Source organism: Pseudolabrys sp. Root1462 (genome assembly GCF_001426945.1).
GTDB lineage: Bacteria > Pseudomonadota > Alphaproteobacteria > Rhizobiales > Xanthobacteraceae > Pseudolabrys.
The window spans coordinates 1,792,837-1,818,160 of the sequence record NZ_LMFS01000001.1; the positions used below are offsets into that span (position 1 = coordinate 1,792,837).

Genomic DNA, 25,324 nt, shown 5'->3' on the forward strand with positions numbered 1-25,324 from the left:
GAAGATCGAGATAGCCAATGCTCGCTGACAAGGATCGCATCTTCAAGAACCTCTACGGCCTCCACGATTGGGGGCTGAAGGGGGCGCGTGCGCGCGGCTCATGGGACGGCACCAAGGCGATTCTGGAGAAGGGCCGCGACGGCATCATCAACGAGATGAAAGCCTCGGGTCTGCGCGGCCGCGGCGGCGCCGGCTTCCCGACCGGTCTCAAATGGTCGTTCATGCCGAAGGAAATCGGTGAACGTCCGCATTACCTCGTCGTCAACGCCGACGAGTCCGAACCGGGCACCTGTAAAGATCGCGAGATCATGCGGCACGACCCGCATCTGCTGGTCGAAGGCTGCCTGATCGCCGGCTTCGCCATGGGCGCGCATGCCGGTTACATCTATGTGCGCGGCGAGTTTATCCGCGAGCGTGAGCGCCTGCAGGCGGCGATCGATCAGGCCTACGAAGCCAAGCTGATCGGCAAGAACAACGTCAACGGCTGGGACTTCGACCTCTACGTCGCCCACGGCGCCGGCGCCTATATCTGCGGCGAAGAGACCGCGCTGCTCGAAAGCCTCGAGGGCAAGAAGGGTCAGCCGCGCTTGAAGCCGCCGTTCCCGGCCAATGTCGGTCTCTATGGCTGCCCGACCACGGTGAACAACGTCGAGTCGATCGCCGTCGCGCCGGATATCCTGCGCCGCGGCGCGGCATGGTTCTCCTCGTTCGGCGCGCCGAACAATGTCGGCACCAAGCTGTTCTGCATCTCCGGCCACGTCAACAAGCCGTGCAACGTCGAAGAAGCGATGAGCATTCCGTTCCGCGAACTCATCGACAAGCATTGCGGCGGCATCCGTGGCGGCTGGGACAATCTCAAGGCCGTGATCCCCGGCGGCTCGTCGGTGCGCATGGTGCCGGCGGCGCAGATCATCGACACGCCGATGGATTTCGACTCCCTCGGCAAGCTGCGTTCCGGTCTCGGCACCGCCGCGGTGATCGTGATGGACAAGTCCACCGACCTGATCAAGGCGATCACGCGTATCTCGTATTTCTACAAGCACGAGAGCTGCGGCCAGTGTACACCGTGCCGCGAGGGCACCGGCTGGATGTGGCGCGTGCTCTCGCGCATGTCGGAAGGCCGCGCGCAGAAGCGCGAGATCGACATGCTGCTCGATGTGACCAAGCAGATCGAGGGTCACACCATCTGCGCGCTCGGCGACGCCGCGGCCTGGCCGATCCAGGGCCTGATTGCGCATTTCCGTCACGAGATCGAAGAGCGGATCGACCAGTACTCGGCCAATCCGCATGCCGAACCAGTCATGGTCGCGGCGGAGTAGGGCATGACCGGGACCCGCCATCTCGCCCAGTTCAACATCGCGCGGATCAAGTATCCGCTCGACGATCCGCGCATGGCGGACTTCGTCGGCAATGTCGCGCGGGTGAACGGGCTGGCGGATCAGATCGAAGGCTTTGTCTGGCGGCTTGCCGACGACAGCGGCAACGCCATGGGCATGCAGGTATACGGCGACCCGCGGATCCTGCCGAACCTGACCGTGTGGGAAAACGTCGCGGCGCTGGAGCGTTTCGTCTGGAAGACGGTGCACAGCCGCTTCTACGGCCGACGCGCCGAGTGGTTTGAACATACCGAGACGCCGCTGGTGATGTGGCACATTGAAGCCGGACATCGGCCGCCGATGGCCGAGGGCGTCGAGCGCCTCGAGCACTTGAAGGCGCACGGGTCGAGCGAGCATGCATTCGGCTGGGAGTATCTCGCCGATGCGCAACATTGGAAAACTGCGCGCTGCGGCGCGCCTACTCCCCTTCTTGGCGAGCACGCGGCATGACCAAAGTCATCATCGACGGACAGGAACTCGACGTCCCGCCGGAATACACGCTGTTGCAGGCGTGCGAAGCCGCCGGCGCCGAGATTCCGCGCTTCTGCTTCCATGAGCGGCTGTCGATCGCCGGCAATTGCCGCATGTGCCTGATCGAAGTGAAGGGCGGGCCGCCGAAGCCCGTCGCCTCCTGCGCCCAGAACGTCCGCGACCTGCGGCCCGGCCCCAATGGCGAGCCGCCGCAGATGTTCACCAAGTCGCCAATGGTGAAGAAGGCGCGCGAAGGCGTAATGGAATTTCTGCTGATCAACCATCCGCTCGATTGCCCGATTTGCGATCAGGGCGGCGAGTGCGATCTGCAGGATCAGGCCATGGCCTATGGCGTCGATCACACGCGCTATCACGAGAACAAGCGCGCGGTCGAAGACAAGTACATCGGCGCGCTGGTCAAGACCTCGATGAACCGCTGCATCCAGTGCACGCGCTGCATCCGCTTCTCGGCGGAGGTGGCCGGCGTGTCGGAACTGGGCGCCACCGGTCGCGGCGAGGACATGGAGATCACGACCTATCTCGAAGCCGCGATGACCTCCGAACTGCAATCTAACGTCGTCGATCTGTGCCCGGTCGGCGCGCTGACCTCGAAGCCTTACGCCTTCGCCGCGCGGCCGTGGGAATTGTCGAAGACGCCGTCGGTCGATGTCATGGACGCGCTCGGCTCGGCCATCCGCATCGACGCGCGCGGCCGCGAGGTGATGCGCATCCTGCCGCGCACCAATGACGACATCAACGAAGAGTGGATCTCCGACAAGACCCGCCATGTCGTCGACGGTCTGCGCACCCAGCGCCTCGATATTCCTTATATTCGCGAGAATGGCCGCCTGCGGCCCGCGACCTGGAAAGAGGCGTTTGCCGCCATCGCCGACAAGATGCGCCCGGCCAAATCCGAGCGCGTCGGCGCGCTCGCCGGCCAACTGGCTGGCGTCGAGGAAATGTACGCGCTGAAGGCGATGATGACGGCGCTCGGTGTCAAGAACATCGACGCCCGTTATCCGGGTTCGCCGCTGCATCCCAAGCACGGCCGCGGCAGTTACCTGTTCAATTCGACCATTGCCGGTATCGATCAGGCCGACGCGATCATGCTGATCGGCTGTAACCCGCGCAGGGAAGCGCCGGTGCTGAACGCTCGCATCCGCAAGCGCTGGCGCCAAGGCAATGTGCTGATCGGTGTCGTCGGCGAACAGGCCGATCTTACTTATAGCTATACTTATCTTGGCGCCGGCCCGGACAGCCTCACGCCGATGATCGATCATGCGCCGGCTAAGGCGCAGAAGCCGATGTTCATCGTTGGCCAAGGTGCGCTCAACCGCGCCGATGGCGCCGCGGTGCTTGCGCAGGCGGCAAAGGCCGCGGCGTCGCTGGGCGTCGTCAAGGACGGCTGGAACGGGTTCAACATCCTCCATACCGAAGCCGGCCTCGTCGGCGCGCTCGATATCGGCTTCGTGCCGGGTGAGGGCGGCCTCGATACCGGCGCCATGCTCAAGGCCAACGCGCTCGATATGCTGTTCCTGCTTGGCGTCGATGAAGTCGATGTCCCCGCGGGCGCTTTCGTCGTCTATATCGGCACCCATGGTGACCGCGGCGCGCATCGCGCCGACGTCATCTTGCCGGGCGCGGCCTACCCGGAAAAATCGGCGACCTACGTGAACACCGAAGGCCGCGTGCAGATGACGACGCGCGCCGCGTTCCCGCCGGGCGACGCCCGCGAGGACTGGGCGATCCTGCGCGCGCTGTCGGAGACGCTGGGCTGCAAGTTGCCGTTCGACTCGCTGCCGGCGCTGCGAGCGGCGATGTATGCGGCCTATCCGCACCTGATGCGCATCGATCAGATTGCGCCTGGCGCGGCAGCGGATATTCAGAACCTGAGCAAGCTCGGCGGCACAATCGAGAAGTCGGCTTTGGTGTCGCCGGTTTCCGACTTCTATTTCACCAATCCGATCGCGCGGGCGTCCGCCGTGATGGCCGAGTGTTCGGCAATCGCCAAGGCTGCCGCGCAGAAGCTCACGCTGACGGCGGCGGAGTAGGGAACGATGGATTTCTTCTGGACCACCCTTTGGCCGCTGATCATCATTCTGGGGCAGTCGCTGCTGCTTCTGGTGATCCTGCTGGTCGGCATCGCCTACATCCTGCTGGCTGACCGTAAAATCTGGGCGGCAGTGCAGATGCGGCGCGGCCCGAACGTCGTCGGACCGTGGGGCCTGCTGCAGTCCTTCGCCGACCTTTTGAAATTCGTGGTCAAGGAGCCGGTGATTCCGGCCGGTTCGAACAAGGGCGTGTTCCTGCTCGCGCCGCTCGTTACCTGCGTGCTGGCGCTTGCCGCCTGGGCCGTGGTGCCAGTAAGTGCTGGTTGGGTGATCGCCAACATCAATGTCGGCGTGCTCTATATCTTCGCGGTGTCGTCGCTGATGGTCTACGGCGTGATCATGGCCGGCTGGGCGTCGAACTCGAAATATCCGTTCCTGGCCGCGCTGCGTTCGGCGGCGCAGATGGTTTCCTACGAAGTGTCGATCGGCTTCGTCATTATCACCGTGCTGCTGTGCGCCGGCTCGCTCAACTTGTCGAAGATCGTCGAGGCGCAGAACGGGCCCTATGGCATGCTGTCGTGGTACTGGCTGCCGCTGTTTCCGATGTTTGTCGTGTTCTTCATCTCGGCCTTGGCGGAGACCAACCGTCCGCCGTTCGATCTGGTCGAGGCGGAATCGGAACTGGTCGCCGGCTTCATGGTCGAGTACGGCTCGTCACCTTACATGATGTTCATGCTTGGCGAATACGTGGCGATCGCCACGATGTGCGCGATGGGCACCATCCTGTTCCTCGGCGGCTGGCTGCCGCCGGTGCCTTACGCACCGTTCACCTGGGTTCCGGGCGTCATCTGGTTCGTGCTCAAGGCGCTTTTCATCTTCTTCGGCTTCGCCATGGCGAAGGCGATCGTGCCGCGCTACCGCTACGACCAGCTGATGCGGCTCGGCTGGAAAGTATTTCTTCCGCTGTCGCTGGCGATGGTCGTGATTGTTGCGGGTGTCCTGCAATACGGTCACCTCGCCACCGCGGCGATGAAGTGAGGACGTCATGAGATTAGTCGGCGCCGCAAAGGCACTGTTCCTCTGGGAGTTTGTGGTCGGCACCGCGCTCGCCATGCGCTATTTCTTCGCGCCCAAGGCGACCTTGAATTATCCGTTCGAGAAGGGTCCGATCTCGCCGCGCTTCCGCGGCGAGCACGCGCTGCGCCGTTATCCGAACGGCGAAGAGCGTTGCATCGCCTGCAAGCTGTGCGAAGCGATCTGCCCGGCGCAAGCCATCACCATCGAGGCCGGCCCGCGCCGCAACGACGGCACGCGCCGCACCACGCGCTATGACATCGACATGGTGAAGTGCATCTACTGCGGCCTCTGCCAAGAGGCCTGCCCGGTGGACGCCATTGTCGAAGGGCCGAATTTCGAATTCGCTACGGAAACCCGCGAAGAGCTCTATTACGACAAGGCGCGCCTGCTCGCGAATGGCGACCGCTGGGAGCGCGAGATCGCCAAGAACATCGCGCTCGACGCGCCGTATAGGTAACGCCGATGACCGCCGCAGCCGTATTCTTCTATCTGTTCGCCTGCATCCTGGTCGCGAGCGCCTTCATGGTGATCGCGTCGAAGAACCCGGTGCACTCGGTGCTCTACCTCATCCTCGCCTTCGTCAACGCGTCCGGGCTGTTCGTGATGATGGGTGCCGAATTCCTGGCGATGATCCTGGTCGTCGTCTATGTCGGTGCGGTCGCCGTGCTGTTCCTGTTCGTCGTCATGATGCTCGACGTCGACTTCGCCGAACTGAAGCACGGCGCGCTGCAGTATCTGCCGGTCGGCATGCTGATCGGCGGCATCTTCCTCGCCGAACTGGTGATGGTGCTCGGCTCCTGGGCGATCGGCCCCGGCGTGCCGTCGGCGATCACTGCGCCGATCCCGACCAATGTCACCAATACCGAGGCGATCGGCTTGGTGCTCTATACCCGCTACGTCTACTTCTTCGAGGTCGCCGGCATGATCCTGCTGGTCGCCATGATCGGCGCTATCGTGCTGACGCTGCACCACAAGGCGCGAGTCAAGCGCCAGTCGATCAGCGCGCAGAACGCACGGACTCCGCAGATGGCGATGAAGGTGGCGAAGGTCCGCACCGGGCAGGGGCTCGGCTCCAACGAGATTTCCTCCAAGGACGCGGGAGAGGCGGCATGACCATCGGTCTTGGACATTACCTGTCGGTCGCCGCGATCCTGTTCACATTCGGCGTCTTCGGCATCTTCCTGAACCGCAAGAACGTGATCATCATCCTGATGTCGATCGAGCTGATCCTGCTCGCGGTCAACATCAACCTGGTGGCGTTCTCGACCCATCTGGGCGACATCACCGGGCAGGTCTTCGCGCTGTTCGTGCTGACCGTCGCCGCGGCGGAAGCCGCCATCGGTCTTGCCATTCTCGTCGTCTTCTTCCGCAACCGCGGCACCATCGCGGTTGAGGACATCAATATGATGAAGGGCTGAATCCCCGATGTTTCAGGCCATTGTATTCCTGCCGTTGCTCGGGGCCATTCTCGCCGGCGTCATCGCGCTTGTCAGCGCGCGCAGCCGCTTTCCCGGCGAGGCCCCGCCGCCCGGCGCCGAAGACGACGCGACGGGCGCGCCCGTCCATCACCATTCCGCGCATGTGGCTGGCGGCGGCGTCATTCACCACGATAGCCACGAACCCGGCGACGGGCACGGCCACGACGGTCACGGGCACGGCCCGGTTGAGCCGGCGGCTGCGGGCTCGCGCACGGCGGAGCTGATCACCACGACGCTGCTGATGGTTTCGGCGATCTTGTCCTGGATCGCGCTGGTGCAGGTCGGGTTCGGCGGCCATGACGTGCGCGTGCCGCTGATCGACTGGATCGTGTCGGGCAACCTTAAGGTCGAGTGGGCGCTCCGCATCGACACCCTCACCGCCGTGATGCTGGTCGTCGTCAACACCGTGTCGGCGCTCGTGCATCTCTATTCCATCGGTTACATGCACGAGGAGCCGTACCGGCCGCGCTTCTTTGGCTATCTGTCGCTGTTCACCTTCGCCATGCTGATGCTGGTGACGTCCGACAACCTGGTGCAGATGTTCTTCGGCTGGGAAGGCGTGGGTCTGGCGAGCTACCTGCTGATCGGTTTCTGGTACTACAAGCCGGAAGCCAACGCTGCCGCCATCAAGGCCTTTGTCGTCAACCGCGTCGGCGATTTCGGCTTCGCGCTCGGCATCTTCGCGCTGTTCGCCATGACCGGCGCCGTCGATTTCGACACCGTGTTCGCGCAGGCGCCCGGTCTCGTCGGCAAGAGCATCAATTTCTTCGGCTGGCACGCCGACGCGATGACGCTGATCTGCCTGTTCCTGTTCATGGGTGCGATGGGCAAGTCGGCGCAGTTCCTGCTGCACACCTGGCTGCCGGACGCGATGGAGGGCCCGACGCCGGTATCCGCGCTGATCCACGCTGCGACCATGGTCACCGCCGGTGTGTTCATGGTGGCGCGGCTGTCGCCGTTGTTCGAACTGGCGCCGCACGCCCAGGCTTTCGTCATGTTCATCGGCGCCACCACGGCGATCTTCGCCGCGACCATCGGTCTGGTGCAAAACGACATCAAGCGCATCGTCGCCTATTCGACCTGTTCGCAACTCGGTTACATGTTCGTGGCGATGGGGGCGGGCGCCTATTCGGTCGGCATGTTCCACCTGTTCACGCACGCCTTCTTCAAGGCGCTGCTGTTCTTAGGCTCTGGCTCGGTGATCCATGCGATGCATCACGAGCAGGATATCCGAAAAATGGGTGGTCTGAAGGACCGCATCCCGTTCACCTATATCGTGATGCTGATTGGCACTTTGGCGCTGACCGGTTTCCCGTTGACGGCCGGTTATTTCTCCAAGGACGCCATCATTGAATCCGCCTTCGTCGCGAACAACCCGATGGCGCTCTACGCCTTCGTCTGCACTGTCGCCGCGGCGCTACTGACGTCGTTCTACTCTTGGCGTCTCGTGTTCAAGACCTTCCACGGCGCGCCCCATGACGTGAAGCACTGGAAGGAAGCGCACGAGAGCCCGATGGTGATGCTCGTTCCGCTCGCGGTGCTGGCGGCCGGGTCGATCCTCGCCGGCTTCCCGTTCAAGGAGATCTTCGCCGGCCACGGCGTCGAGCATTTCTTCCGCGAGTCGCTGAAGTTCGGACCGAACAACAAGGTCCTTGAGGAGATGCATCACATCCCGATGCAGATCGGCCTGTTGCCGACCGTGATGATGGTCATCGGCTTCATCGTTGCTTGGTATTTCTATATCCGCAAGCCGCAGATTCCGGTCGAACTCGCACGCCAGCACGAGGTCCTCTACAAGTTCCTGCTCAACAAGTGGTACTTCGACGAGATCTACGACGTCATCTTCGTGCGTCCGGCGAAGTGGATCGGCTACTCGCTGTGGAAGAAGGGCGACGGCTGGCTGATCGACGGCTTCGGCCCCGATGGCGTTTCGGCCCGCGTGCTTGACGTCACGCGCAGCGTCGTCCGGCTGCAGACCGGGTACCTCTACCACTACGCCTTCGCCATGCTGATCGGCGCGGCGCTGTTCATTACCTGGTTCATGTTCTCGGCGGGGATTCACTGATATGGCTTGGCCTGTCCTCTCCGTCGTCACGTTCCTGCCGGTCCTCGGCGCGCTTCTGATCATGCTTATGGTCCGCGGCAACGGGCCCTTCGCCAAGGGCACGGCGCGCTGGATCGCGCTGTGGACCACGCTCGTTACCTTTGCCGTTTCGCTGGTGCTGGTGCGGCGTTTCGATATGTCGTCGCCGGAATTCCAGTTCACCGAAAAGCACGATTGGCTCGGCGTTGCCTCCTATCACCTTGGCGTCGATGGCATTTCGCTGCCTTTCATCATCCTGACCACGGCGCTGATGCCGCTCTGCATCCTGGCGAGTTGGACCTCGATCCAGAAGCGGGTCAAGGAATACATGATCGCGTTCCTCATGCTCGAAGCGCTGATGATCGGTACCTTCGCCGCGCTCGACTTGGTGCTTTTCTATCTGTTCTTCGAAGGTGGCCTGATCCCGATGTTCCTGATCATCGGCATCTGGGGTGGCCCGCGCCGCGTCTATGCGAGCTTCAAGTTCTTCCTCTACACCTTCGCCGGCTCGGTGCTGATGCTGCTCGCCATCATGGCGATGTACTGGCAGGCCGGCACCACCGACATTACGGTGCTGCTGCGCCACGGCTTCCCGGCGGGGATGCAGTACTGGGCGTGGCTGGCGTTCTTTGCTTCCTTCGCGGTGAAGATGCCGATGTGGCCGGTGCACACCTGGCTGCCGGATGCGCATGTCGAAGCGCCGACCGCGGGCTCGGTGATCCTGGCCGCGATCCTGTTGAAAATGGGCGGATACGGCTTCCTGCGCTTCTCGCTGCCGATGTTCCCTGTCGCCAGCGATTATTTCGCACCGCTGGTCTGGACGATGTCGGTCATTGCCATCGTCTACACCTCGCTGGTGGCGCTGATGCAGGAGGACGTGAAGAAACTGATCGCGTACTCCTCGGTCGCGCATATGGGCTACGTCACCATGGGTATCTTCGCCGCAACGCATCAGGGCGTCTCCGGCGCGGTATTCCAGATGATCTCGCACGGCATCGTCTCCGGCGCTCTCTTCCTCTGCGTTGGCGTCGTCTACGATCGCATGCACACCCGCGAGATCGCCTTCTACGGCGGGCTCGCGCACCGCATGCCGGTGTTCGCCTTCGTCTTCATGCTGTTCACGATGGCGAATGTCGGCTTGCCGGGGACCTCGGGCTTCGTCGGCGAATTCCTGTCGCTGATAGGCACCTTCAAGGTGAATATCCCGGTCGCGACCTTCGCCACGTTGGGTGTGATCTTCTCGGCGGCCTATGCGCTGTGGCTCTATCGCAAGATGGTGTTCGGTACGCTCAAGCCGGCGGTCGAAGGCATCAGGGACATGGGATTGCGCGAGGCGGTGATCTTCGCGCCGCTCGTCGTGCTGACCATTCTGTTTGGTGTCTGGCCGAAGCCCGTGCTTGACATGTCGTCGGCCTCTGTCGCGCAACTGCTCGACGGCTACGGCAAGGCAGTAAAGACGGCCAAGGATGAGGGCACCAAGGCGGCCGCCGCCAAGGCGCCGACGGTCGAGGCCAGCGTTATTCCGGTGAGCGCCACGCGATGAACAACCTGACGTCCCTCCAATCGCTGCAGCCCGTCCTGCCGGAGATCGCCCTGGCGGTCGGCGCCATGGTGCTCTTGATGCTGGCGGTGTTTGCCGGCGACCGCGCCGCCCGCTTCGTCAACACGCTGTGCATCCTTTTGCTGATCGGCGTTGGCGCACTGATCGTCATGCAGCCGGCCGGTCGCGTCACGATGTTCGACAATGGCTTCGTGGTCGACGATTTCGCCCGGTTCCTCAAGCTTCTGGCGCTGGCCGGCTCGGCCGGTTCGCTGATCCTGTCGCTCGATTACCTGACGAGGGAAGGCCTGCAGAAGGCCGAGTTCGGCGTGCTGGTGCTTCTCGCCACCCTCGGCATGTTGCTGCTGATCTCGGCGAACGATCTGATCGCGCTCTATCTCGGCCTGGAGTTGATGAGCTTGCCGCTCTATGTCATCGCCTCGTCGAACCGGGACAATGCCAAATCGACCGAAGCGGGCCTCAAGTATTTCGTTCTCGGCGCACTGTCGTCCGGCATGCTGCTGTACGGCGCTTCGCTGATCTACGGCTTCACCGGCACTGTGAACTTCGCGGGTATCGCCAAGGCGGTGCAGGGTGGGGCGGGAACCGGACTGATCTTCGGCCTGGTGTTCCTGTTCGCCGGCTTCTGCTTCAAGATCTCGGCCGTGCCATTCCACATGTGGACGCCTGACGTCTATGAGGGCGCGCCGACCCCGGTGACTGCGTTCTTCGCCGCTGCGCCCAAGGTTGCCGGCATTGCCATCTTCGTCCGCGCCTCCGTGGTCGCCTTCCCGGGGATCACCCATTCCTGGCAGCAGATTGTCGTCTTCGTCTCGATCGCCTCGATGGCGCTCGGCGCCTTCGCCGCGATCGGCCAGACCAACATCAAGCGGCTGATGGCCTATTCCTCGATCGGCCATATGGGCTTCGCGCTCGTGGGGCTCGCCGCCGGCACCGCCGAAGGCGTGCAGGGCGTGCTGATCTACATGACGATCTACGTCGGCATGACGCTTGGCACCTTCGCCGTCATCTTGTCGATGCGCCGCGACGGCAGGATGGTCGAGAACATCAGCGACCTCTCCGGCATGTCGCGCACGCATCCGACCATGGCCTTCATGCTGGCGATGCTGCTGTTCTCGCTCGCCGGTGTGCCGCCGCTCGCCGGCTTCTTCGGCAAATTCTACGTCTTCCTCGCCGCCATCAACGCCGGCCTGTATACGCTCGCCGTGATTGGCGTGCTGTCGAGCGTCGTGGGCGCGTTCTACTACCTGTCCATCGTCAAGGTGATGTATTTCGATGCCCCGGCGCCCGCTTTCCAGCGCACGCCGGCGCTGGTCGGCCTAATGATGGTCGTGTTCGGGACGCTCAATATCGTGTTCTTCCTCTATCCGGCGCCGCTGCTCGGCGCGGCGACCGCGGCGGCCAAGTCGCTGTTCTAGTGTCGCTGTTCTGAGCGCGAAGCGCGCGTGGACGTGCCCGGCACGTCCTGATCAATGAACCGCGAAGCCACGGACCTGGCGGGGGTCCGACACATAGCTTTCGAAAGGCTCGGCTCCACCAATGCCGAGGCGCAGGCGCTCGTGCGTGCCGGCGAGCGTGGTCCGTTGTGGGTCACCGCCACCATGCAGGAGGCCGGGCGTGGCCGCCGCGGCAAGGGCTGGGTGTCGCCACCAGGCAATCTCTATTCCTCGCTGCTGCTAACCGATCCGGCGCCGCCGCCGCTTGCCCCGCAGCTCTCTTTCGTCGCCGCGCTGGCGCTGCATGACGCGGTCGCCGAATGCGCGCCGCAACTCGGGCCGCTGCTCAAGGTAAAATGGCCGAACGATCTGTTGCTCGGTGATGCCAAGATCGCCGGTATCCTGATCGAGGGTGAGAGCGGCCCGCCGTTCGCCGCCGTCATCGGTATGGGCGTCAATTGCGCCAGCCACCCGCCGGACACGCCTTATGCCGCAACCGACCTGGCGTCGGCCGGCGCCGTGGTGGCGCCGGAGCATCTATTGGGCGCGCTGGCGCGAGCGATGCAGACGCGGCTCGCGCAATGGGATCGCGGGCAGGGTTTTGCCGCCATCCGCTCGGCCTGGCTCAGGCGCGCTGCCGGCCTCGGCACCGAGATTCACGTGCGGCTACCGGAACGCGAGTTCTCGGGGCATTTTGAAGGTCTCGATGAAAGCGGTCGGCTTTTGGTGCGCGGCGAAGATGGCATCACCGCCGTCACGGCCGGCGAAGTTTTTGGATTTGGACAGATATGAACAGCAACAACACGCGCACTGATCTGGTTTACGCGCCGCTCGGCGGCGTCGGTGAAATCGGCATGAACCTGTCGATCTATGGCCTCGGCAGCGACCACAAAAGGTCCTGGCTGGCAGTCGATCTCGGCGTCTCCTTCGCTCAGGAAGAACATCTGCCCGGTGTCGATCTCATCCTGCCGGACATCGGCTTCCTGGTGTCGGAGCGCAAGAACCTCGCCGGAATCGTCATCACGCACGCCCACGAAGACCACTTCGGCGCACTGATGGATCTGTGGCCGAAATTGAAGGTGCCGTTATTTGCAACGCCGTTTACCGCGGCGCTGCTCGAGGCCAAGCTCGGCAGCGAGCGAGGCGTCGCACCGGAGATTCCGGTGAACATCGTCAAGCCCGGCAGCCGGTTCTCGGTCGGCGCCTTTGACGTCGAGATGGTGGCGATGGCGCACTCGATTCCGGAAGCGACCGCGCTGATCATCCGTACCCCGGCCGGCACCGTGCTGCACACCGGCGACTGGAAGATCGACAAGACGCCGATGCTCGGGCCAGGCACTGACGAAGCCAAACTCCGCGCGCTCGGCGAGGAGGGCTGTCTCGCCGTGGTCGGCGATTCCACCAACGCGGTGCGCGACGGTATTTCGCCGTCGGAGGCTGACGTCGAGAAAACCATTTCGGCGCTGATCCGCAGCGCCAAGGGGCGTGTTGCCGTCACCACTTTTGCCTCGAATGTCGAGCGGCTGCGCAGCGTCGCGCTGGCGGCGCAGGAGTGTGGCCGCGAGGTGGTGGTGGTCGGCCGCGCCATGGACCGCGTCGTCGCCATCGCGCGCGAACTTGGCCTGCTCGACGGCGTCAAGCCGTTCCGCTCCGTCGATGCCTATGGCTATCTACCGCCGGACAAGGTCGTGGCGTTGTGCACCGGCAGCCAGGGGGAACCGCGTGCGGCGCTGGCGCGCATTGCCGAGGACCAGCATCCCGACGTCACCTTGTCGCGCGGCGACACCGTGATCTTTTCCGCCCGCACCATTCCCGGCAACGAGAAGGAGGTCGGCCGCATCGTCAACGGCCTGATCGACCAAGGCATCGAGGTCATCACCGACCGTACGCATCTGGTCCACGTTTCCGGCCACCCGCGCCGCGCCGAGGTCGAGCAACTGCTGTCGTGGGTCAAGCCGAAGATTCTGATCCCCGTCCATGGCGAGGCGTTGCATCTGTCCGAGCACGCCAAGCTCGGCCGGGCCATGGGCATTCCGGAAGTCGTTCAGTGCCGTAACGGCGACTTGGTACGTTTGGTTGAGGGCAAGGCGTCCATCATCGACGAGGTGCCATCGGGCCGCACCTACAAGGACGGCTCCCTACTGGTGCAGGCCGACGCGCGCACCATTGCCGACCGCAAGCGCTTGGCCTTCGCCGGGGCCATTTCTGTGGCGCTGGCGCTGACCGAACGCGGCGAACTGGTTGCGGACCCGGAATTTGACATGATCGGCATACCGGAGCGCGACGCCGGCGGCGAACTGATTTCCGATGCCGTGCTCGAGGCGATCGAGTCCACCTACGAGACGCTACCGCGCAAGCGCCGCGGCGATCCGGATACACTCGCCGAAGCGGTGCGCCGCGCGGTCCGCGCCGCCGTGGCGCACCGCTGGGGCAAAAAGCCTATGTGCCACGTCCATGTGCTCGTGGTTTGATACATACGCCGGCTTGCTACGAGAGGTAGGGGGAGTTCAATGATCGGTCGTCTCAATCATGTCGCCATCGCCGTGCGCGACATCGCCAAAGCTGCGGCGGTTTATCGCGACACGCTCGGCGCCGATGTCTCGGAGAAGGTGGCGCAGCCGGATCACGGCGTCTTCACCGTGTTCATCAATCTGCCGAATACGAAGATCGAATTGCTCGAACCGATGGGCGAGGGCTCACCGATCGCCAAGTTCCTCGACAAGAACCCGGACGGCGGCATCCATCATGTCTGTTACGAGGTTGACGACATCATTGCCGCGCGCGACACGCTCAAGAAGCAGGGCGCACGCGTGCTCGGCGACGGCGAGCCGAAGATCGGCGCACATGGCAAGCCGGTGATGTTTCTGCATCCGAAGGACTTCTGCGGCACGCTCGTCGAACTCGAACAGGCATGAATCGCGCCTGACCGGGAAAAGCGGGTGCCGGTTTTCTGATAAGGCGATGCGCAAGGGAAGATCATGAGCACAACGACCATCGTCGCGATTTATGTTCTCATCTGGTGGGTGACGTTGTTCGCCGTACTGCCTTGGGGCGTGCGCAGCCAGCACGAGGCGGGCGCTTTCGAAGCCGGTACGGATCCAGGCGCACCGGCGACGCACACAATGTGGCGCAAGATTCTCTACACAACGGTGATCGCGACCGCGATCTTCGGCGCGCTCTACGTCGCTTATACGCGCGATCTCATCCCGTTCGGCTTTCTCGAACGAGTTTCCCAGCCGCCGCATTCGTGAGTCGGCGGGCCACGGCGCCAGGCGCGATCGTGCACGCAAAAAAAGAGCAGGGCACTTGCCCTGCTCGGTCTTCTGTAGCTGTCTCTCAGCCTCGATTTAATTGGCTTTTTTGAGCTTTGTTATCGAGGCGGCTGCGGTTTCGCGCCGGAGACTTTCCTCCCAAGACTTGGACCGTTTGTCGGAGCGCTGGTCTTGCTGCCAGCCATCCTGCCACTCGGCTTGAAGAATGCTAACGGATGGAATCAGGTGTGTCACCTGCATTCGTTGCTGCACTGCGTTATTACAATCGGCGCGTCGAGTACCGTCGCCGTGCCTTTTCTTTCGATGATCACGCGAGCGGTCCACACGCCAGGCGATTGTATACGCAGGTTCTCAATCACCCATGTTCCGTCTGGTAATTGCCGGGCATCGTGCCGGATACCGGCTGCACCGGAAAAGGTCGGATCGAGCGCCAATTGCACGCGATCAGCGGCAAACGGCGCGTAGTCCTCGTGCCACAATCGGATGATCGCGGCCGAGGTGCCGGCGTAACCGGGGTCGATGGTGAGATCGGCCATCACCACCTCGGTGTGGATATGGACGAAAGCTGCATCCGGATTAATCGCTGCCGTCGGCTTGTGCAGGTGGCTGGCCGGGGCAAGCGTGCCGAGAATGCCGACGAGCACGAGAATTCCCAGTCCCAACACGGTCTCGACCAGAGTTGTGCCGGCGAGGGCGTCGAGCGCGCCCCGCCCGGGCAGCCGCGAGGTGAGCCGGTAGCGGTTGAACGCCGCCAACCCCAGCATGGCCGCGAACAGCGCCAGTTTCAGCACCAGCACGCGGCCGTAGGCGGACGCCAGGAGGTCCGTCGGCCACCCTAACAGTACGGCGCTGTTGATGATGCCGCTGGTCAGGAGCGCCAGAACGCAGCCGATCGCCAGCAGCGAGAAGCGCCGGGTCACGCGGGCGGCCAGATCGCCCGGCGCCGGGGCGCCGCGGCTCCAGACCAGCAGTGAGGCGAAAGCCGGCAGGCCGCCGAGCCATAGACTGGCGGCGATCAGGTGCGCCACATCGGAAATGAGGTGAACGGCGCCGAGCAGCCCGGTCCCGGCGCCGGCATGGCCGGTCCAGGCGATCGCCCCAGTCAGCGCCGTTGTCGCCCCGACCGCCGGCCAGCGTCCGCGCGGCAGGGCCAGCGCCGCCGCGGCCAGCACGACGAGCGCCAGCCGGATGATGGCGATCCGTCCGAACCGGGTATCGGTCACTACCGAGATGAGGCCGCCATCGCCGAGTGCCTCGCTGACCGGTAAGGCGAGGATGCGCGCGGCAACGAGGGCGAACCACAACACGCCCGAGAGAAGCGCCACCGCGAGCGCCGCCGCCGCGAAACGGCGGAACTGGCGATCGAGGCCGTCGAGGCGGCCGACGAGCAGCATAAACGCGGCCGTGCCCAACGCCGCCAAGCAGGCGGCGAAGTGCACGGCACGAACGATGGCGAGCGGCTCGGGCATCGGCATCGGGTCGGCTAGGGCGCGACGGTGAAAGTGAAGCTGCCCTGGCTGCGGTGGGTGTCGACCGAGAGCACCTTCCACACCACCTTGTAGGCACCGGCTTGCAACGCTTTCAGCTTCACCTTGAGCACGGCGGCGTTGTCGGCGGCGCCGGTAGCTTTGCCGTCTTGCACCGCGGTGCCTTTGGCGTCTTGCACCACGATCGAGGAGAACTTCGGCTCGACCGCTTCGGTGAACCACAACGACACCTCACTCGGCGCTTGCGCCACCTTGGCGTCGACCGCGGGCTGGGCGTGGTCGAGATGGGCGTGCGCCAGCGCAGCGCCTGGCAGGAGCGCAAGTAAGATTCCGCCCAACAAAATTCGTATGACGTTTCGCATGGGGTCAGTGTCCTTTGCTGGCAGCGGGGATGAGCTTGATGGCCGGCGCCGGTTCGCCGAGATGTTCGTCCGGTTTGCCGGCCGATGGAACCTGCACCCAGCGATGCTCGCCTTTCTGACAAGTCTGAGTCACAGGAAAATACAAGGTCGTTCCCGGCGTCAGTTCGCCGGCGACGAAGGTCTGCAGAATAAACTCGTCGAAATAGCCGTCCGGCAGCGCGCCGCCCGACCAGACGATCTCCTTCGGTCCTTCGGTGAACTTGGCGCCGTGCAGGAAGCTGTAGGGCTTGGCGTAGGCGCCTCGTTTGATTTCGATGGTCCAGCCTGGCTTGACCATCGGCTTTACCGAGATCACGCCTTCGGGAATCTGCACCGCGATCTTGACCGTCGGCGAACCGTCGCAGCCATGCGGTACGGTGAGCACGGCCTTGTAGAACGAGCCGATAGCGACTTCCTTCTTGTCGAGTGTGACATGCGCGGAAGCGATGTTGAACGTGCTGAGCGAGAGAACGGCAACGAACGCGCATGACGGCATGCGGCCGCGCCAACGGATGTTGGTCATGAGTTCAGTCCTGTTCGATGAGCTGTGATGAATGCGGCGCAAAAGCCACAACGACAATCACGCGCTCAGCGGAGGACCTCGGGCCGAATGCTGATGAGAAACGACGCCGGTCGAGCGTGCTGCGTCCACCGGACGCAGCACGCGCAGCAGTCTGCCGGGCTCGAGGACGCCGGCGAGCACCGCGTCCGCGGCACTCGACGCCACCGGCGCGACGCCGCATAGCGTGCAGTGATCGCAGGCCTTGCTCGGTTTTGCCGGCTGACCGGCTGGCGATTGATCGCCTTCAACTGTCGCCTGATCAACGATGCTGTGGCAGATGGCGGTGAGGGGATCGAAGCTGGCGCCGACGGGCACCGGGCCGAGCGCGGCCCACAGAATCGCATTCAGCGCGACCGAATAGATCGCCAGTACCGATACGATTTTGCGCCAACCGAAACGCATGATTGCTCGTTCCACCGGCCGGTTACCTATCATTAACTTTTCAATACTGCCAGCCTCCGGTTTGGCTTCGCTGCAACGTTCTCGATAAGGCTGGATAACACTGCGGTTAATCGGCAGTTAACTCGGTTCCGCCTAAGTAAACGCATTCTAAATGACGCGCTGATTCCAGTGGCGTCACGGCAGGATGCAGGGTCCTTCGGCATGTGCGGATTTGCGGTCGCGATCGGATGGCCCGAGGCGGAGACAACCGTGGCCCGCCTGATCGACGGCATCCAGCACCGCGGCGACGTCACCGATCCGCTGCTCACCCCGCTGCCGAACGTCGCGATGTGCACGCGCCGTCTACGCATCGTCGATGCCGAGCACGGCACCCAGCCGCAGATTTCGTTTTATGGCCGTCTCGCAGTGTCGTTCAACGGCGAGATCTATAACCACGTCGAACTGCGCCACGAGATGGAAGCGCTCGGCGTCGGCTTTCGCACCCATTCTGACACCGAAGTGCTCGCCAATGCGCTGCAAGCCTGGGGCTATCGCGCTCCGGAGCGGCTCAACGGCATGTACGCCTTTGTCGCCGTCGATCTTACGAATGGCGAGTTTCTCGCCGCGCGCGATCCATTCGGCGTCAAGCCGCTTTACGTCATGCAATCCGGCACGGGCTTCCTCTTCTGCTCCGAAATGAAGCCTCTGCTCGACACCGTGCCGGTCGGCGACGTCATGATGCTGCCGCCGGGCTACGCGCTTTCGCGCAAGAACTGCGCGCGCTACCGCTCGCCGGTGTTTCCGCGGCTCGATGCGCCGGTCGAAAGTTCGCCCCAGGCGCTCGATGCCATCCTGCGCGGCGCAGTCGAGCGGCGCATTCCGCCGGGCCTGCCGGTCGCCACTTGGTTCTCCGGCGGCATCGATTCAACCTTGGTCGCGCATTACACGCGTCAATTCCGCCCCGAGGCGCCCGGCTATTTCGTCGGCGGGCCGGACGCGCCGGACTATCGCTACGCCGAGGCTTATGCCGAAAAGACCGGCTACGACCTGCGCATCGTGCCGTTCGATCCCGACAGTGCCGACACCTCCGGCGCCATCGACGATGTCGTGCTGGCGACGGAGTCTTTCGAGCCGAATCTGATCCGCGGCGCGCTGGGTTCGATGGCGGTGAGTAAGGCCATGCATCGCGACGGCTTCCGCGTCGGCCTGTGCGGCGAGGGCGCCGACGAACTGTTCTGCGGTTACGCGCCGCTCGAGATCGCTTTTCACGACAGCCCGGCCGACGGTGTCGTGTTCCGCGACGAATGCCTGTCGCTGATGCACCGCGTCAGCCTGCAGCGTGTCGATCGCGCGTCGATGCGTCAGTCACTGGAGATGCGCGAGCCGTTCCTCGATCCCGCCGTGGTCAATTACGCGCTCGGCCTGGCGCCCTCGGCGCTGGTGCGCGAGGTGAACGGCCTGCCGAGCGGCAAGATGCCGCTGCGCGAACTCTATGACCTCTATCCGGATGAACTGCCGGCCACGATCCGGGACCGTAGCAAGATCGCCTTCGGCGAGGGGGCGGGCCTCGAGACCGGGAAGGACGGCTGGGCGCGTCGCTTCGAGGAGTTGGTTTCCGACGCCGACTTCCGCGATGGCCAGCGCCAGTTCGGGGCCTTCCGGGTCCAGTCCAAGGAAGAGCTGTATTACCTACGCAAGCTCGCAGAGGTCATCGACGTCAACCGGGTCCCGTACCTGAAGGACCGCGCCTGGATTTCCTTCCCGGTGAAGGAACACCTGGAAAAACTCAAGGCCTACGCGCATTTCAGTTTGTAGCCTTGTCATTCCGGGGCGCGGTTCTTTAGCCGCGAGCCCGGTATCCATACCCGCGGTGCCGGCGATTATGGATTCCGGGCCCGCCACTTCGTGGCGTCCCGGAATGACATCTTAGGCTTGTCTTTTCCGCCCCGATCCGCTTTCACTCACTCCCTGTTTCACTCAACAAAAAGCCGGCTCCGATCCCATGCGCCTGTCCCGTTATTTCCTGCCCACGCTCCGCGAACCGCCGCGCGAGGCCGAGATCGTTTCGCACCGCCTGATGCTGCGCGCCGGCATGATCCGTCAGGAGGCCGCCGGCATCTACGCCTTCCTGCCGCTGGGGCTGCGGGTGCTGAAGAAAATCGAGCAGATCGTGCGCGAGGAGCAGGACCGCTCCGGTGCCATCGAACTCTTGATGCCGACCATGCAGTCGGCCGAGCTGTGGCGCGAGAGCGGCCGCTACGACGCCTATGGCAAGGAAATGCTGCGCATCAAGGATCGCCACGAGCGCGAGATGCTGTTCGGGCCGACCAACGAGGAAATGATCACGGAGATCTTCCGCGCCTCGGTGCGCTCGTACAAGGATCTGCCGAAGAACCTCTATCACATCCAGTGGAAGTTTCGCGACGAAGTGCGGCCGCGTTTCGGCCTGATGCGCGGACGCGAATTTCTGATGAAGGATGCCTATTCGTTCGACGCCGACGAAGCCGGCGCACGGCACTCCTACAACAAGATGTTCGTTGCCTACTTGCGTACTTTCAAGCGCCTCGGTCTCACCTCGATTCCGATGCGCGCGGATACCGGCCCGATCGGCGGCGACCTGTCGCATGAGTTTATCGTGCTCGCGGACACCGGCGAGTCGCAGGTGTTCTGCCACAAGAACTATCTGGACATGGCGGTGCCGGACGCGAACGTGAACTTCGACGACATCGCCGGCCTGCAGAAGACGGTCGATCAGTGGACGTCGCTCTATGCGGCGACTGAAGACATGCACGAAGCCGACAAGTTCGCGGCCGTGCCGACGGATGCTCAGGTCTCGGCGCGCGGCATCGAAGTCGGTCACATCTTCTACTTCGGCACCAAGTATTCTCTGCCGATGAAGGCGGTCGTCGCGACAGCCGACGGCAAGGAAGTGCCGGTACACATGGGCTCCTACGGCATCGGCCCGTCGCGGCTGGCCGCGGCGATCATCGAGGCCTCGCATGATGACGCCGGCATCATTTGGCCGGAGCCCGTGGCGCCGTTCAAGGTGGCTCTCTTGAACCTCAAGCAGGGCGATGCCGCGACCGATGGCGCCTGCGAGCAACTGTACGCCGAGTTATCGGCCAAGGGTGTCGAGGTTCTGTATAACGACGTCGACGAGCGCGCCGGCGCCAAGTTCGCCAATGCCGATCTCATCGGCCTGCCGTGGCAGGTCATGGTCGGTCCGCGCGGGCTCGCCGAAGGCAAGGTCGAAATCAAGAACCGCAAGACCGGCGAAAAGGAACAGATTTCGCCGGCTGCCGCCCTGGATCTGCTGACGCGCTGATCCGCGGCCCGGGGAACCTAGCCCGAAAAAATGGCTCGAAAATTTTCGCCCGCCGTGTCGAATCCGGCCGGGCCCATTCGTCGTGGGGATAGAGAGGCTGAAAACCGGCCTCCGAACCAACGGAGATAAGACAATGCGCGTGATGGTTATGGTCAAGGCCACCAAGGATTCCGAGCAAGGCGTCATGCCGACCACGGAACTTTTAGAGGCCATGGGCAAGTACAACGAAGAGCTGGTGAAGGCGGGGATCATGCTGTCCGGCGACGGCCTCAAGCCGTCATCGCAGGGCAAGCGCATCGCCTTCGACGGCCCGAAACGGTCCGTCATCGACGGGCCTTTCGCGGAGACGCGGGAACTGGTCGCCGGCTACTGGATCTGGGAAGTCAAGGACATGGCCGAAGCCGTCGAATGGGCGAAGCGCTGCCCGAACCCGATGCCGGGGCCGAGCGAACTCGAAATCCGCCCGTTCTACGAAATGGCCGATTTCGGTGAGGCCGCGACGCCGGAGATCGTCGACCGCTTCGAGCGCCTGCGCGAGCAGTCAAAGAACCGCTAGAGCCATCTGAGCCAGCCGCCAGGGAGATGCGACAATGCGCGTTATGGTGATCGTCAAGGCGACGCAGGACTCCGAGAACATGGGCAAGCCCAAGGCCGCCGATCTCGCAGAGATGGGCAGGTTCAACGACGAACTGCGCAAGGCCGGCGTCCTGCTGACGGCCGACGGGCTCAAGCCATCGTCTACCGGCAAGCGCGTCGCCTTCGACGGCGCCAAGCGAACGGTGACCGACGGTCCCTTTGCCGAGTCGCGCGAACTGGTGGCCGGCTTTTGGATCTGGGAGGTCAAGGACATGGCCGAGGCGGTTGAATGGGTGAAGCGTTGCCTCAATCCGATGCCCGGACCGAGCGAGATCGAAATCCGGCCGATCTGGGAAATGTCGGATTTCGCCTGAGCCCGAGACCCGCTTGCCACGCACCCCGCTTGTCACTTAATCGGGGTGCGTGGCCGACACCGATATCCATCGCAGCGTCGAAACCGTCTTCCGCATCGAGCAGGCGCGGCTGATCGCCGGCCTGACCCGCATGGTGCGTGATGTCGGTCTGGCCGAGGAACTGGCGCAGGACGCGCTGGTGACGGCGCTGGCGGAATGGCCATCTTCCGGCGTGCCGGATAATCCGGGTGCTTGGCTAATGGCGGCCGCCCGGCGCCGTGCCATCGACCGTCTGCGCCGCGCCAAAATGCAGGAACGTAAGCACGCCGAAATCGGCCGCGACCTCGACGAGGGTCGTGACGCCGTCGATCAGATCGACGCCGCGCTGGATGACGACATTGGCGACGACCTCCTCAACCTGATCTTCATCGCCTGTCACCCGGTTCTGTCGCCGGATGCTCGTGTCACTCTGACGCTGCGCCTGATCGCCGGCCTGAGCATCGCGGAAATCGCACGCGCCTTTCTCACCACCGAGCCGACCGTGGCGCAGCGCATTACTCGCGCCAAGAAGACGCTTCAGGAATCAGGCGCTGCCTATGAAGCGCCGCGGGGCGAGGAGCGGGCGCGTCGTCTCACCTCGGTGCTCGAGGTTATCTACCTGATCTTCAACGAAGGTTATGCGGCCACCGCCGGCGACGATCTGATCCGGGCCGATCTGTGTACAGAGGCGCAGCGGCTCGGTCGTATCCTCACCGGCATCGCGCCGCACGAGCCGGAGGCCTTCGGCCTTCTGGCGCTGATAGAGATCCAGGCCTCGCGGTTGAAGGCCCGCGTCGGTCCGGACGGCGCGGCGATCACGCTGCCCGAGCAGAACAGGGCCCTTTGGGACCAGCTTTTGATCGGCCGCGGGCTCGAGGCCCTGGCGCGTGCCGAAACGCTTGGCGGCGCCGACGGCGCCTACGCGCTGCAGGCCGCAATCGCCGCCTGTCATGGCCGGGCGCGCACCGCCGCGGACACCGACTGGCGCCGCATTGCGTCGCTCTATGACCGGTTGCAGGAGGTCATTCCGTCGGCGGTGGTCGATCTGAACCGTGCGGTCGCCCATAGCATGGCCTTCGGTCATGAAGCCGGGCTGGCGCTGCTGGCGCCGCTCGAACAACAGGAGATTCTGCGGGACTACCTGCCGCTGCCGGCCGCCAAAGGTGACTTTCTGTACCGTGCCGGGCGTTATGCCGAGGCGCGCGCCGCCTTCGAGGCGGCCGCCGCACTGTCGCGCAATGCCGCCGAGCGGAATTTCCTGTTGAAGCGGGCTGCCGCCTGCGGTCCGGCGCGGCCGGTGACCTTGGAATAAAGCTGTGACCCGGCTTGGGTTTTCCGCCCACGAAACCGCCCGAATCGTGTGAAAACCCAAGCCCCATGGGACCCATATTCAGATGACCGAGCCCACCGGCACGCGGCCTTTCTCACAGTTCGAATGGATGCTGTCGCTGCGCTATCTGCGCGCGCGCCGCAAGGAAGGGTTCATTTCGGTCATTGCCGGGTTTTCCTTCCTCGGCATCATGCTCGGCGTCGCCACCCTGATCATCGTCATGGCGGTGATGAACGGCTTCCGCGCCGAGCTGCTCGACAAGATCCTCGGCCTCAACGGCCATTTGTTGATCCAGCCACTGGAAAAGCCGCTGACCGACTGGGACGAGGTTGCTCAGCGCATTTCGCAGGTGAAGGGCGTGCGGCTGGCCGCGCCGATCGTCGAAGGCCAGGCGCTGGCATCGTCGCCATTCAATGCCGGTGGCGTCCTGGTGCGGGGTATCCGCCTGAAGGACCTCGAGGGCCTGCCGTCGGTCGTCAACAACGTCAAGCAGGGCACGCTCGGCGGCTTCGACGACGGGCAGGGGGTCGCCATCGGCCGCCGCCTCGCCGATCAGCTGTCGCTGCGCGCCGGCGACAACATCACGCTGGTGTCGCCGAAAGGCGCGGTGACGCCGATGGGCACGACGCCGCGCATCAAGGTCTACAAGGTCGCGGCCGTGTTCGAGATCGGCATGTCGGAATACGACAGCGCCATGGTCTTCATGCCGTTGAAGGAGGCGCAGGCCTATTTCAACCGTGCCGGCGACGTCACCGCGATCGAGGTCTATACCGACAATCCGGACAAGGTCCTGCAATACCGCAAGGAAGTGCAGGACGCTGCCAAGCGGCCGATCTTCATCATCACCTGGCAGCAGCGCAACGCCACCTTCTTCAACGCGCTGCAGGTCGAGCGTAACGTCATGTTCCTGATCCTGACGCTGATCGTGCTGGTGGCGGCGCTCAATATCGTCTCCGGCCTCATCATGCTGGTGAAGGACAAGGGCCAGGACATCGCTATTTTGCGCACCATGGGCGCCAGTCAAGGCGCGGTGATGCGCGTCTTCCTGATCACCGGCGCCTCGATCGGCGTGGTCGGCACGCTGTTCGGCTTCCTGCTCGGCATTGTGGTGTGCAAGAACATCGAGAGCATCCGCCAGTTCCTGTCCTGGCTCACCAACACCGAACTGTTCGACCCGACGCTGTACTTCCTGTCGAAGCTGCCGGCCCAGATGGATGCCGGCGAGACCACCGCCGTGGTGCTAATGGCGCTGATCCTGTCGCTGCTCGCGACACTCTATCCATCCTGGCGCGCGGCGCGTCTCGATCCGGTGGAGGCGCTGCGTTATGAGTGACGTCATGGTCGAGACCGAGGAAGTGACGATCGAGGCCGAGGCGCCGCAGGACATCCCGATCCTGTACCTGCATCAGGTCGAACGCCATTATAACCAGGGCGAGACGACGCTCGACATCCTGCGCGGCGCCGAGCTGGCGCTGTGGCCGGGCCAGTCGGTGGCGCTGGTCGCGCCGTCGGGCGCTGGCAAGTCGACGTTGCTGCACATCGCCGGTCTGCTCGAACATCCAGATCATGGCGAGGTCTATATTGGCGGCCAGGCGACCGCCAACCTGCCGGATGCCGAACGCACGCGCATCCGTCGCACCGACATTGGCTTCGTCTATCAGTCGCACCACCTGTTGCCGGAATTCACGGCGATGGAAAACGTCATGCTGCCGCAGCTCATTCGCGGGCTCGGCCGCAGCGAGGCGAAGAAGCGGGCGCAAGAACTCCTCGACTATCTGGGGCTCAAAGCCCGCGTCAGTCACCGGCCGGCGGAAATGTCCGGCGGCGAGCAGCAGCGAGTCGCCATTGCCCGCGCCGTGGCCAATGCGCCGCGCATTCTTCTCGCCGACGAGCCGACCGGTAATCTCGACGTCAAGACCGCCGAGCACGTCTTCGCCGCGTTCAATCAGTTGATCCGCGCCTCGGGCCTGTCCACTATCATCGCCACGCACAACATGGACATCGCCGCGCGCATGGATCGTCGCGTCACGATCAGCGATGGGCTGGTGGTGGAGCTGGACTGAGC

The 25,324-nt window shown here is 63.9% G+C and carries 25 protein-coding genes; 21 read left to right on the forward strand and 4 right to left on the reverse strand.

Going from position 1 to position 25,324, the window contains the following annotated elements; all coding sequences use genetic code 11:
- The first annotated feature begins 17 nt into the window (after positions 1 to 17).
- From nuoF to ASD45_RS08955, 14 genes are all read left to right on the forward strand, one after another.
- Positions 18 to 1,319 (forward strand): NADH-quinone oxidoreductase subunit NuoF, encoded by a 1,302-nt coding sequence (gene nuoF, locus ASD45_RS08890; protein ID WP_056911160.1) that lies wholly within the window; start codon positions 18 to 20, stop codon positions 1,317 to 1,319.
- Between the two features lie 3 nt (positions 1,320 to 1,322).
- The gene (locus tag ASD45_RS08895; protein WP_056911161.1) at positions 1,323 to 1,826 is read left to right on the forward strand and encodes a DUF3291 domain-containing protein; all 504 of its coding nucleotides are present in this window, start codon (positions 1,323 to 1,325) and stop codon (positions 1,824 to 1,826) included.
- A complete protein-coding gene (gene nuoG / locus ASD45_RS08900; RefSeq protein ID WP_056911162.1) occupies positions 1,823 to 3,898 on the forward strand; it encodes an NADH-quinone oxidoreductase subunit NuoG in 2,076 nt (691 codons plus the stop codon). The genes ASD45_RS08895 and nuoG overlap by 4 nt, the downstream gene beginning before the upstream one ends.
- 6 nt (positions 3,899 to 3,904) lie before the next feature.
- A complete protein-coding gene (nuoH, locus tag ASD45_RS08905; RefSeq protein WP_056911163.1) occupies positions 3,905 to 4,936 on the forward strand; it encodes an NADH-quinone oxidoreductase subunit NuoH in 1,032 nt (343 codons plus the stop codon).
- 7 nt (positions 4,937 to 4,943) lie between these two features.
- Positions 4,944 to 5,432: an NADH-quinone oxidoreductase subunit NuoI gene (gene nuoI, locus ASD45_RS08910; protein WP_056911164.1), complete on the forward strand. Its 489-nt coding sequence runs from the start codon at positions 4,944 to 4,946 to the stop codon at positions 5,430 to 5,432.
- Positions 5,433 to 5,437: 5 nt separating this feature from the next.
- Positions 5,438 to 6,088, forward strand: a complete 651-nt coding sequence (locus tag ASD45_RS08915; protein WP_056911165.1) for an NADH-quinone oxidoreductase subunit J — start codon at positions 5,438 to 5,440, stop codon at positions 6,086 to 6,088.
- Positions 6,085 to 6,393: an NADH-quinone oxidoreductase subunit NuoK gene (gene nuoK / locus ASD45_RS08920; protein ID WP_056911166.1), complete on the forward strand. Its 309-nt coding sequence runs from the start codon at positions 6,085 to 6,087 to the stop codon at positions 6,391 to 6,393. Before ASD45_RS08915 ends, nuoK begins: the two co-directional genes overlap by 4 nt.
- 7 nt (positions 6,394 to 6,400) lie before the next feature.
- Positions 6,401 to 8,518 carry an NADH-quinone oxidoreductase subunit L gene (nuoL, locus tag ASD45_RS08925; protein WP_056911167.1) on the forward strand — a complete coding sequence of 706 codons (2,118 nt, stop codon included), beginning with the start codon at positions 6,401 to 6,403 and terminating at the stop codon, positions 8,516 to 8,518.
- A 1-nt stretch (position 8,519) separates the two neighbouring features.
- The gene (locus ASD45_RS08930) at positions 8,520 to 10,079 is read left to right on the forward strand and encodes an NADH-quinone oxidoreductase subunit M (RefSeq protein ID WP_082540731.1); all 1,560 of its coding nucleotides are present in this window, start codon (positions 8,520 to 8,522) and stop codon (positions 10,077 to 10,079) included.
- Positions 10,076 to 11,515 (forward strand): NADH-quinone oxidoreductase subunit NuoN, encoded by a 1,440-nt coding sequence (gene nuoN / locus ASD45_RS08935; protein WP_056911168.1) that lies wholly within the window; start codon positions 10,076 to 10,078, stop codon positions 11,513 to 11,515. The genes ASD45_RS08930 and nuoN overlap by 4 nt, the downstream gene beginning before the upstream one ends.
- A gap of 54 nt (positions 11,516 to 11,569) precedes the next feature.
- A complete protein-coding gene (locus ASD45_RS08940; protein WP_056911169.1) occupies positions 11,570 to 12,325 on the forward strand; it encodes a biotin--[acetyl-CoA-carboxylase] ligase in 756 nt (251 codons plus the stop codon).
- Positions 12,322 to 14,004 carry a ribonuclease J gene (locus tag ASD45_RS08945; protein ID WP_056911170.1) on the forward strand — a complete coding sequence of 561 codons (1,683 nt, stop codon included), beginning with the start codon at positions 12,322 to 12,324 and terminating at the stop codon, positions 14,002 to 14,004. Before ASD45_RS08940 ends, ASD45_RS08945 begins: the two co-directional genes overlap by 4 nt.
- 39 nt (positions 14,005 to 14,043) lie before the next feature.
- Positions 14,044 to 14,448, forward strand: coding sequence for a methylmalonyl-CoA epimerase (mce, locus tag ASD45_RS08950; protein WP_056911171.1), 405 nt, complete (start codon positions 14,044 to 14,046; stop codon positions 14,446 to 14,448).
- 63 nt (positions 14,449 to 14,511) lie between these two features.
- The gene (locus ASD45_RS08955; protein WP_056911172.1) at positions 14,512 to 14,784 is read left to right on the forward strand and encodes a DUF1467 family protein; all 273 of its coding nucleotides are present in this window, start codon (positions 14,512 to 14,514) and stop codon (positions 14,782 to 14,784) included.
- Positions 14,785 to 15,035: 251 nt separating this feature from the next.
- Here the strand turns inward: ASD45_RS08955 and copD are convergent, their stop codons facing one another.
- Genes copD through ASD45_RS08975 form a run of 4 tightly spaced genes read right to left on the reverse strand, consistent with a single transcriptional unit; the run spans position 15,036 to position 17,657 of the window.
- Positions 15,036 to 16,274 (reverse strand): copper homeostasis membrane protein CopD, encoded by a 1,239-nt coding sequence (copD, locus tag ASD45_RS08960; protein ID WP_162249402.1) that lies wholly within the window; start codon positions 16,272 to 16,274, stop codon positions 15,036 to 15,038.
- A 14-nt stretch (positions 16,275 to 16,288) separates the two neighbouring features.
- On the reverse strand, positions 16,289 to 16,654 hold the full coding sequence (copC, locus tag ASD45_RS08965; RefSeq protein ID WP_082540732.1) for a copper homeostasis periplasmic binding protein CopC: 366 nt from the start codon (positions 16,652 to 16,654) through the stop codon (positions 16,289 to 16,291).
- Between the two features lie 4 nt (positions 16,655 to 16,658).
- Positions 16,659 to 17,216, reverse strand: coding sequence for a DUF1775 domain-containing protein (locus tag ASD45_RS08970; protein ID WP_082540733.1), 558 nt, complete (start codon positions 17,214 to 17,216; stop codon positions 16,659 to 16,661).
- A 57-nt stretch (positions 17,217 to 17,273) separates the two neighbouring features.
- Positions 17,274 to 17,657: a DUF2946 family protein gene (locus tag ASD45_RS08975; protein ID WP_056911175.1), complete on the reverse strand. Its 384-nt coding sequence runs from the start codon at positions 17,655 to 17,657 to the stop codon at positions 17,274 to 17,276.
- A gap of 249 nt (positions 17,658 to 17,906) precedes the next feature.
- On the opposite strand from ASD45_RS08975, the gene ASD45_RS08980 reads away from it, so the two are divergent.
- From ASD45_RS08980 to ASD45_RS09010, 7 genes are all read left to right on the forward strand, one after another.
- Positions 17,907 to 19,451, forward strand: coding sequence for an asparagine synthase-related protein (locus tag ASD45_RS08980; protein WP_162249403.1), 1,545 nt, complete (start codon positions 17,907 to 17,909; stop codon positions 19,449 to 19,451).
- Between the two features lie 187 nt (positions 19,452 to 19,638).
- On the forward strand, positions 19,639 to 20,961 hold the full coding sequence (gene proS / locus ASD45_RS08985; RefSeq protein WP_056911177.1) for a proline--tRNA ligase: 1,323 nt from the start codon (positions 19,639 to 19,641) through the stop codon (positions 20,959 to 20,961).
- 133 nt (positions 20,962 to 21,094) lie between these two features.
- Positions 21,095 to 21,517, forward strand: coding sequence for a YciI family protein (locus tag ASD45_RS08990; RefSeq protein WP_056911178.1), 423 nt, complete (start codon positions 21,095 to 21,097; stop codon positions 21,515 to 21,517).
- Between the two features lie 34 nt (positions 21,518 to 21,551).
- A complete protein-coding gene (locus ASD45_RS08995; protein ID WP_056911179.1) occupies positions 21,552 to 21,911 on the forward strand; it encodes a YciI family protein in 360 nt (119 codons plus the stop codon).
- Positions 21,912 to 21,960: 49 nt separating this feature from the next.
- Positions 21,961 to 23,241, forward strand: coding sequence for a sigma-70 family RNA polymerase sigma factor (locus ASD45_RS09000; RefSeq protein ID WP_056911180.1), 1,281 nt, complete (start codon positions 21,961 to 21,963; stop codon positions 23,239 to 23,241).
- Between the two features lie 82 nt (positions 23,242 to 23,323).
- A complete protein-coding gene (locus tag ASD45_RS09005; RefSeq protein ID WP_056911181.1) occupies positions 23,324 to 24,592 on the forward strand; it encodes a lipoprotein-releasing ABC transporter permease subunit in 1,269 nt (422 codons plus the stop codon).
- Between the two features lie 4 nt (positions 24,593 to 24,596).
- Positions 24,597 to 25,322 (forward strand): ABC transporter ATP-binding protein, encoded by a 726-nt coding sequence (locus ASD45_RS09010; protein ID WP_056911182.1) that lies wholly within the window; start codon positions 24,597 to 24,599, stop codon positions 25,320 to 25,322.
- Positions 25,323 to 25,324 lie beyond the last annotated feature (2 nt).

Excerpts from the sequence above, each read along its gene's own strand:
- nuoF (WP_056911160.1), top strand. The coding sequence starts at position 18 with ATGCTCGCTGACAAGGATCGCATCTTCAAGAACCTCTACGGCCTCCAC.
- ASD45_RS08895 (WP_056911161.1), top strand. The coding sequence starts at position 1,323 with ATGACCGGGACCCGCCATCTCGCCCAGTTCAACATCGCGCGGATCAAG.
- nuoG (WP_056911162.1), top strand. The coding sequence starts at position 1,823 with ATGACCAAAGTCATCATCGACGGACAGGAACTCGACGTCCCGCCGGAA.
- nuoH (WP_056911163.1), top strand. The coding sequence starts at position 3,905 with ATGGATTTCTTCTGGACCACCCTTTGGCCGCTGATCATCATTCTGGGG.
- nuoI (WP_056911164.1), top strand. The coding sequence starts at position 4,944 with ATGAGATTAGTCGGCGCCGCAAAGGCACTGTTCCTCTGGGAGTTTGTG.
- ASD45_RS08915 (WP_056911165.1), top strand. The coding sequence starts at position 5,438 with ATGACCGCCGCAGCCGTATTCTTCTATCTGTTCGCCTGCATCCTGGTC.
- nuoK (WP_056911166.1), top strand. The coding sequence starts at position 6,085 with ATGACCATCGGTCTTGGACATTACCTGTCGGTCGCCGCGATCCTGTTC.
- nuoL (WP_056911167.1), top strand. The coding sequence starts at position 6,401 with ATGTTTCAGGCCATTGTATTCCTGCCGTTGCTCGGGGCCATTCTCGCC.
- ASD45_RS08930 (WP_082540731.1), top strand. The coding sequence starts at position 8,520 with ATGGCTTGGCCTGTCCTCTCCGTCGTCACGTTCCTGCCGGTCCTCGGC.
- nuoN (WP_056911168.1), top strand. The coding sequence starts at position 10,076 with ATGAACAACCTGACGTCCCTCCAATCGCTGCAGCCCGTCCTGCCGGAG.
- ASD45_RS08940 (WP_056911169.1), top strand. The coding sequence starts at position 11,570 with ATGAACCGCGAAGCCACGGACCTGGCGGGGGTCCGACACATAGCTTTC.
- ASD45_RS08945 (WP_056911170.1), top strand. The coding sequence starts at position 12,322 with ATGAACAGCAACAACACGCGCACTGATCTGGTTTACGCGCCGCTCGGC.
- mce (WP_056911171.1), top strand. The coding sequence starts at position 14,044 with ATGATCGGTCGTCTCAATCATGTCGCCATCGCCGTGCGCGACATCGCC.
- ASD45_RS08955 (WP_056911172.1), top strand. The coding sequence starts at position 14,512 with ATGAGCACAACGACCATCGTCGCGATTTATGTTCTCATCTGGTGGGTG.
- copD (WP_162249402.1), bottom strand. The coding sequence starts at position 16,274 with ATGCCCGAGCCGCTCGCCATCGTTCGTGCCGTGCACTTCGCCGCCTGC.
- copC (WP_082540732.1), bottom strand. The coding sequence starts at position 16,654 with ATGCGAAACGTCATACGAATTTTGTTGGGCGGAATCTTACTTGCGCTC.
- ASD45_RS08970 (WP_082540733.1), bottom strand. The coding sequence starts at position 17,216 with ATGACCAACATCCGTTGGCGCGGCCGCATGCCGTCATGCGCGTTCGTT.
- ASD45_RS08975 (WP_056911175.1), bottom strand. The coding sequence starts at position 17,657 with ATGCGTTTCGGTTGGCGCAAAATCGTATCGGTACTGGCGATCTATTCG.
- proS (WP_056911177.1), top strand. The coding sequence starts at position 19,639 with ATGCGCCTGTCCCGTTATTTCCTGCCCACGCTCCGCGAACCGCCGCGC.
- ASD45_RS08990 (WP_056911178.1), top strand. The coding sequence starts at position 21,095 with ATGCGCGTGATGGTTATGGTCAAGGCCACCAAGGATTCCGAGCAAGGC.
- ASD45_RS08995 (WP_056911179.1), top strand. The coding sequence starts at position 21,552 with ATGCGCGTTATGGTGATCGTCAAGGCGACGCAGGACTCCGAGAACATG.
- ASD45_RS09005 (WP_056911181.1), top strand. The coding sequence starts at position 23,324 with ATGACCGAGCCCACCGGCACGCGGCCTTTCTCACAGTTCGAATGGATG.
- ASD45_RS09010 (WP_056911182.1), top strand. The coding sequence starts at position 24,597 with ATGGTCGAGACCGAGGAAGTGACGATCGAGGCCGAGGCGCCGCAGGAC.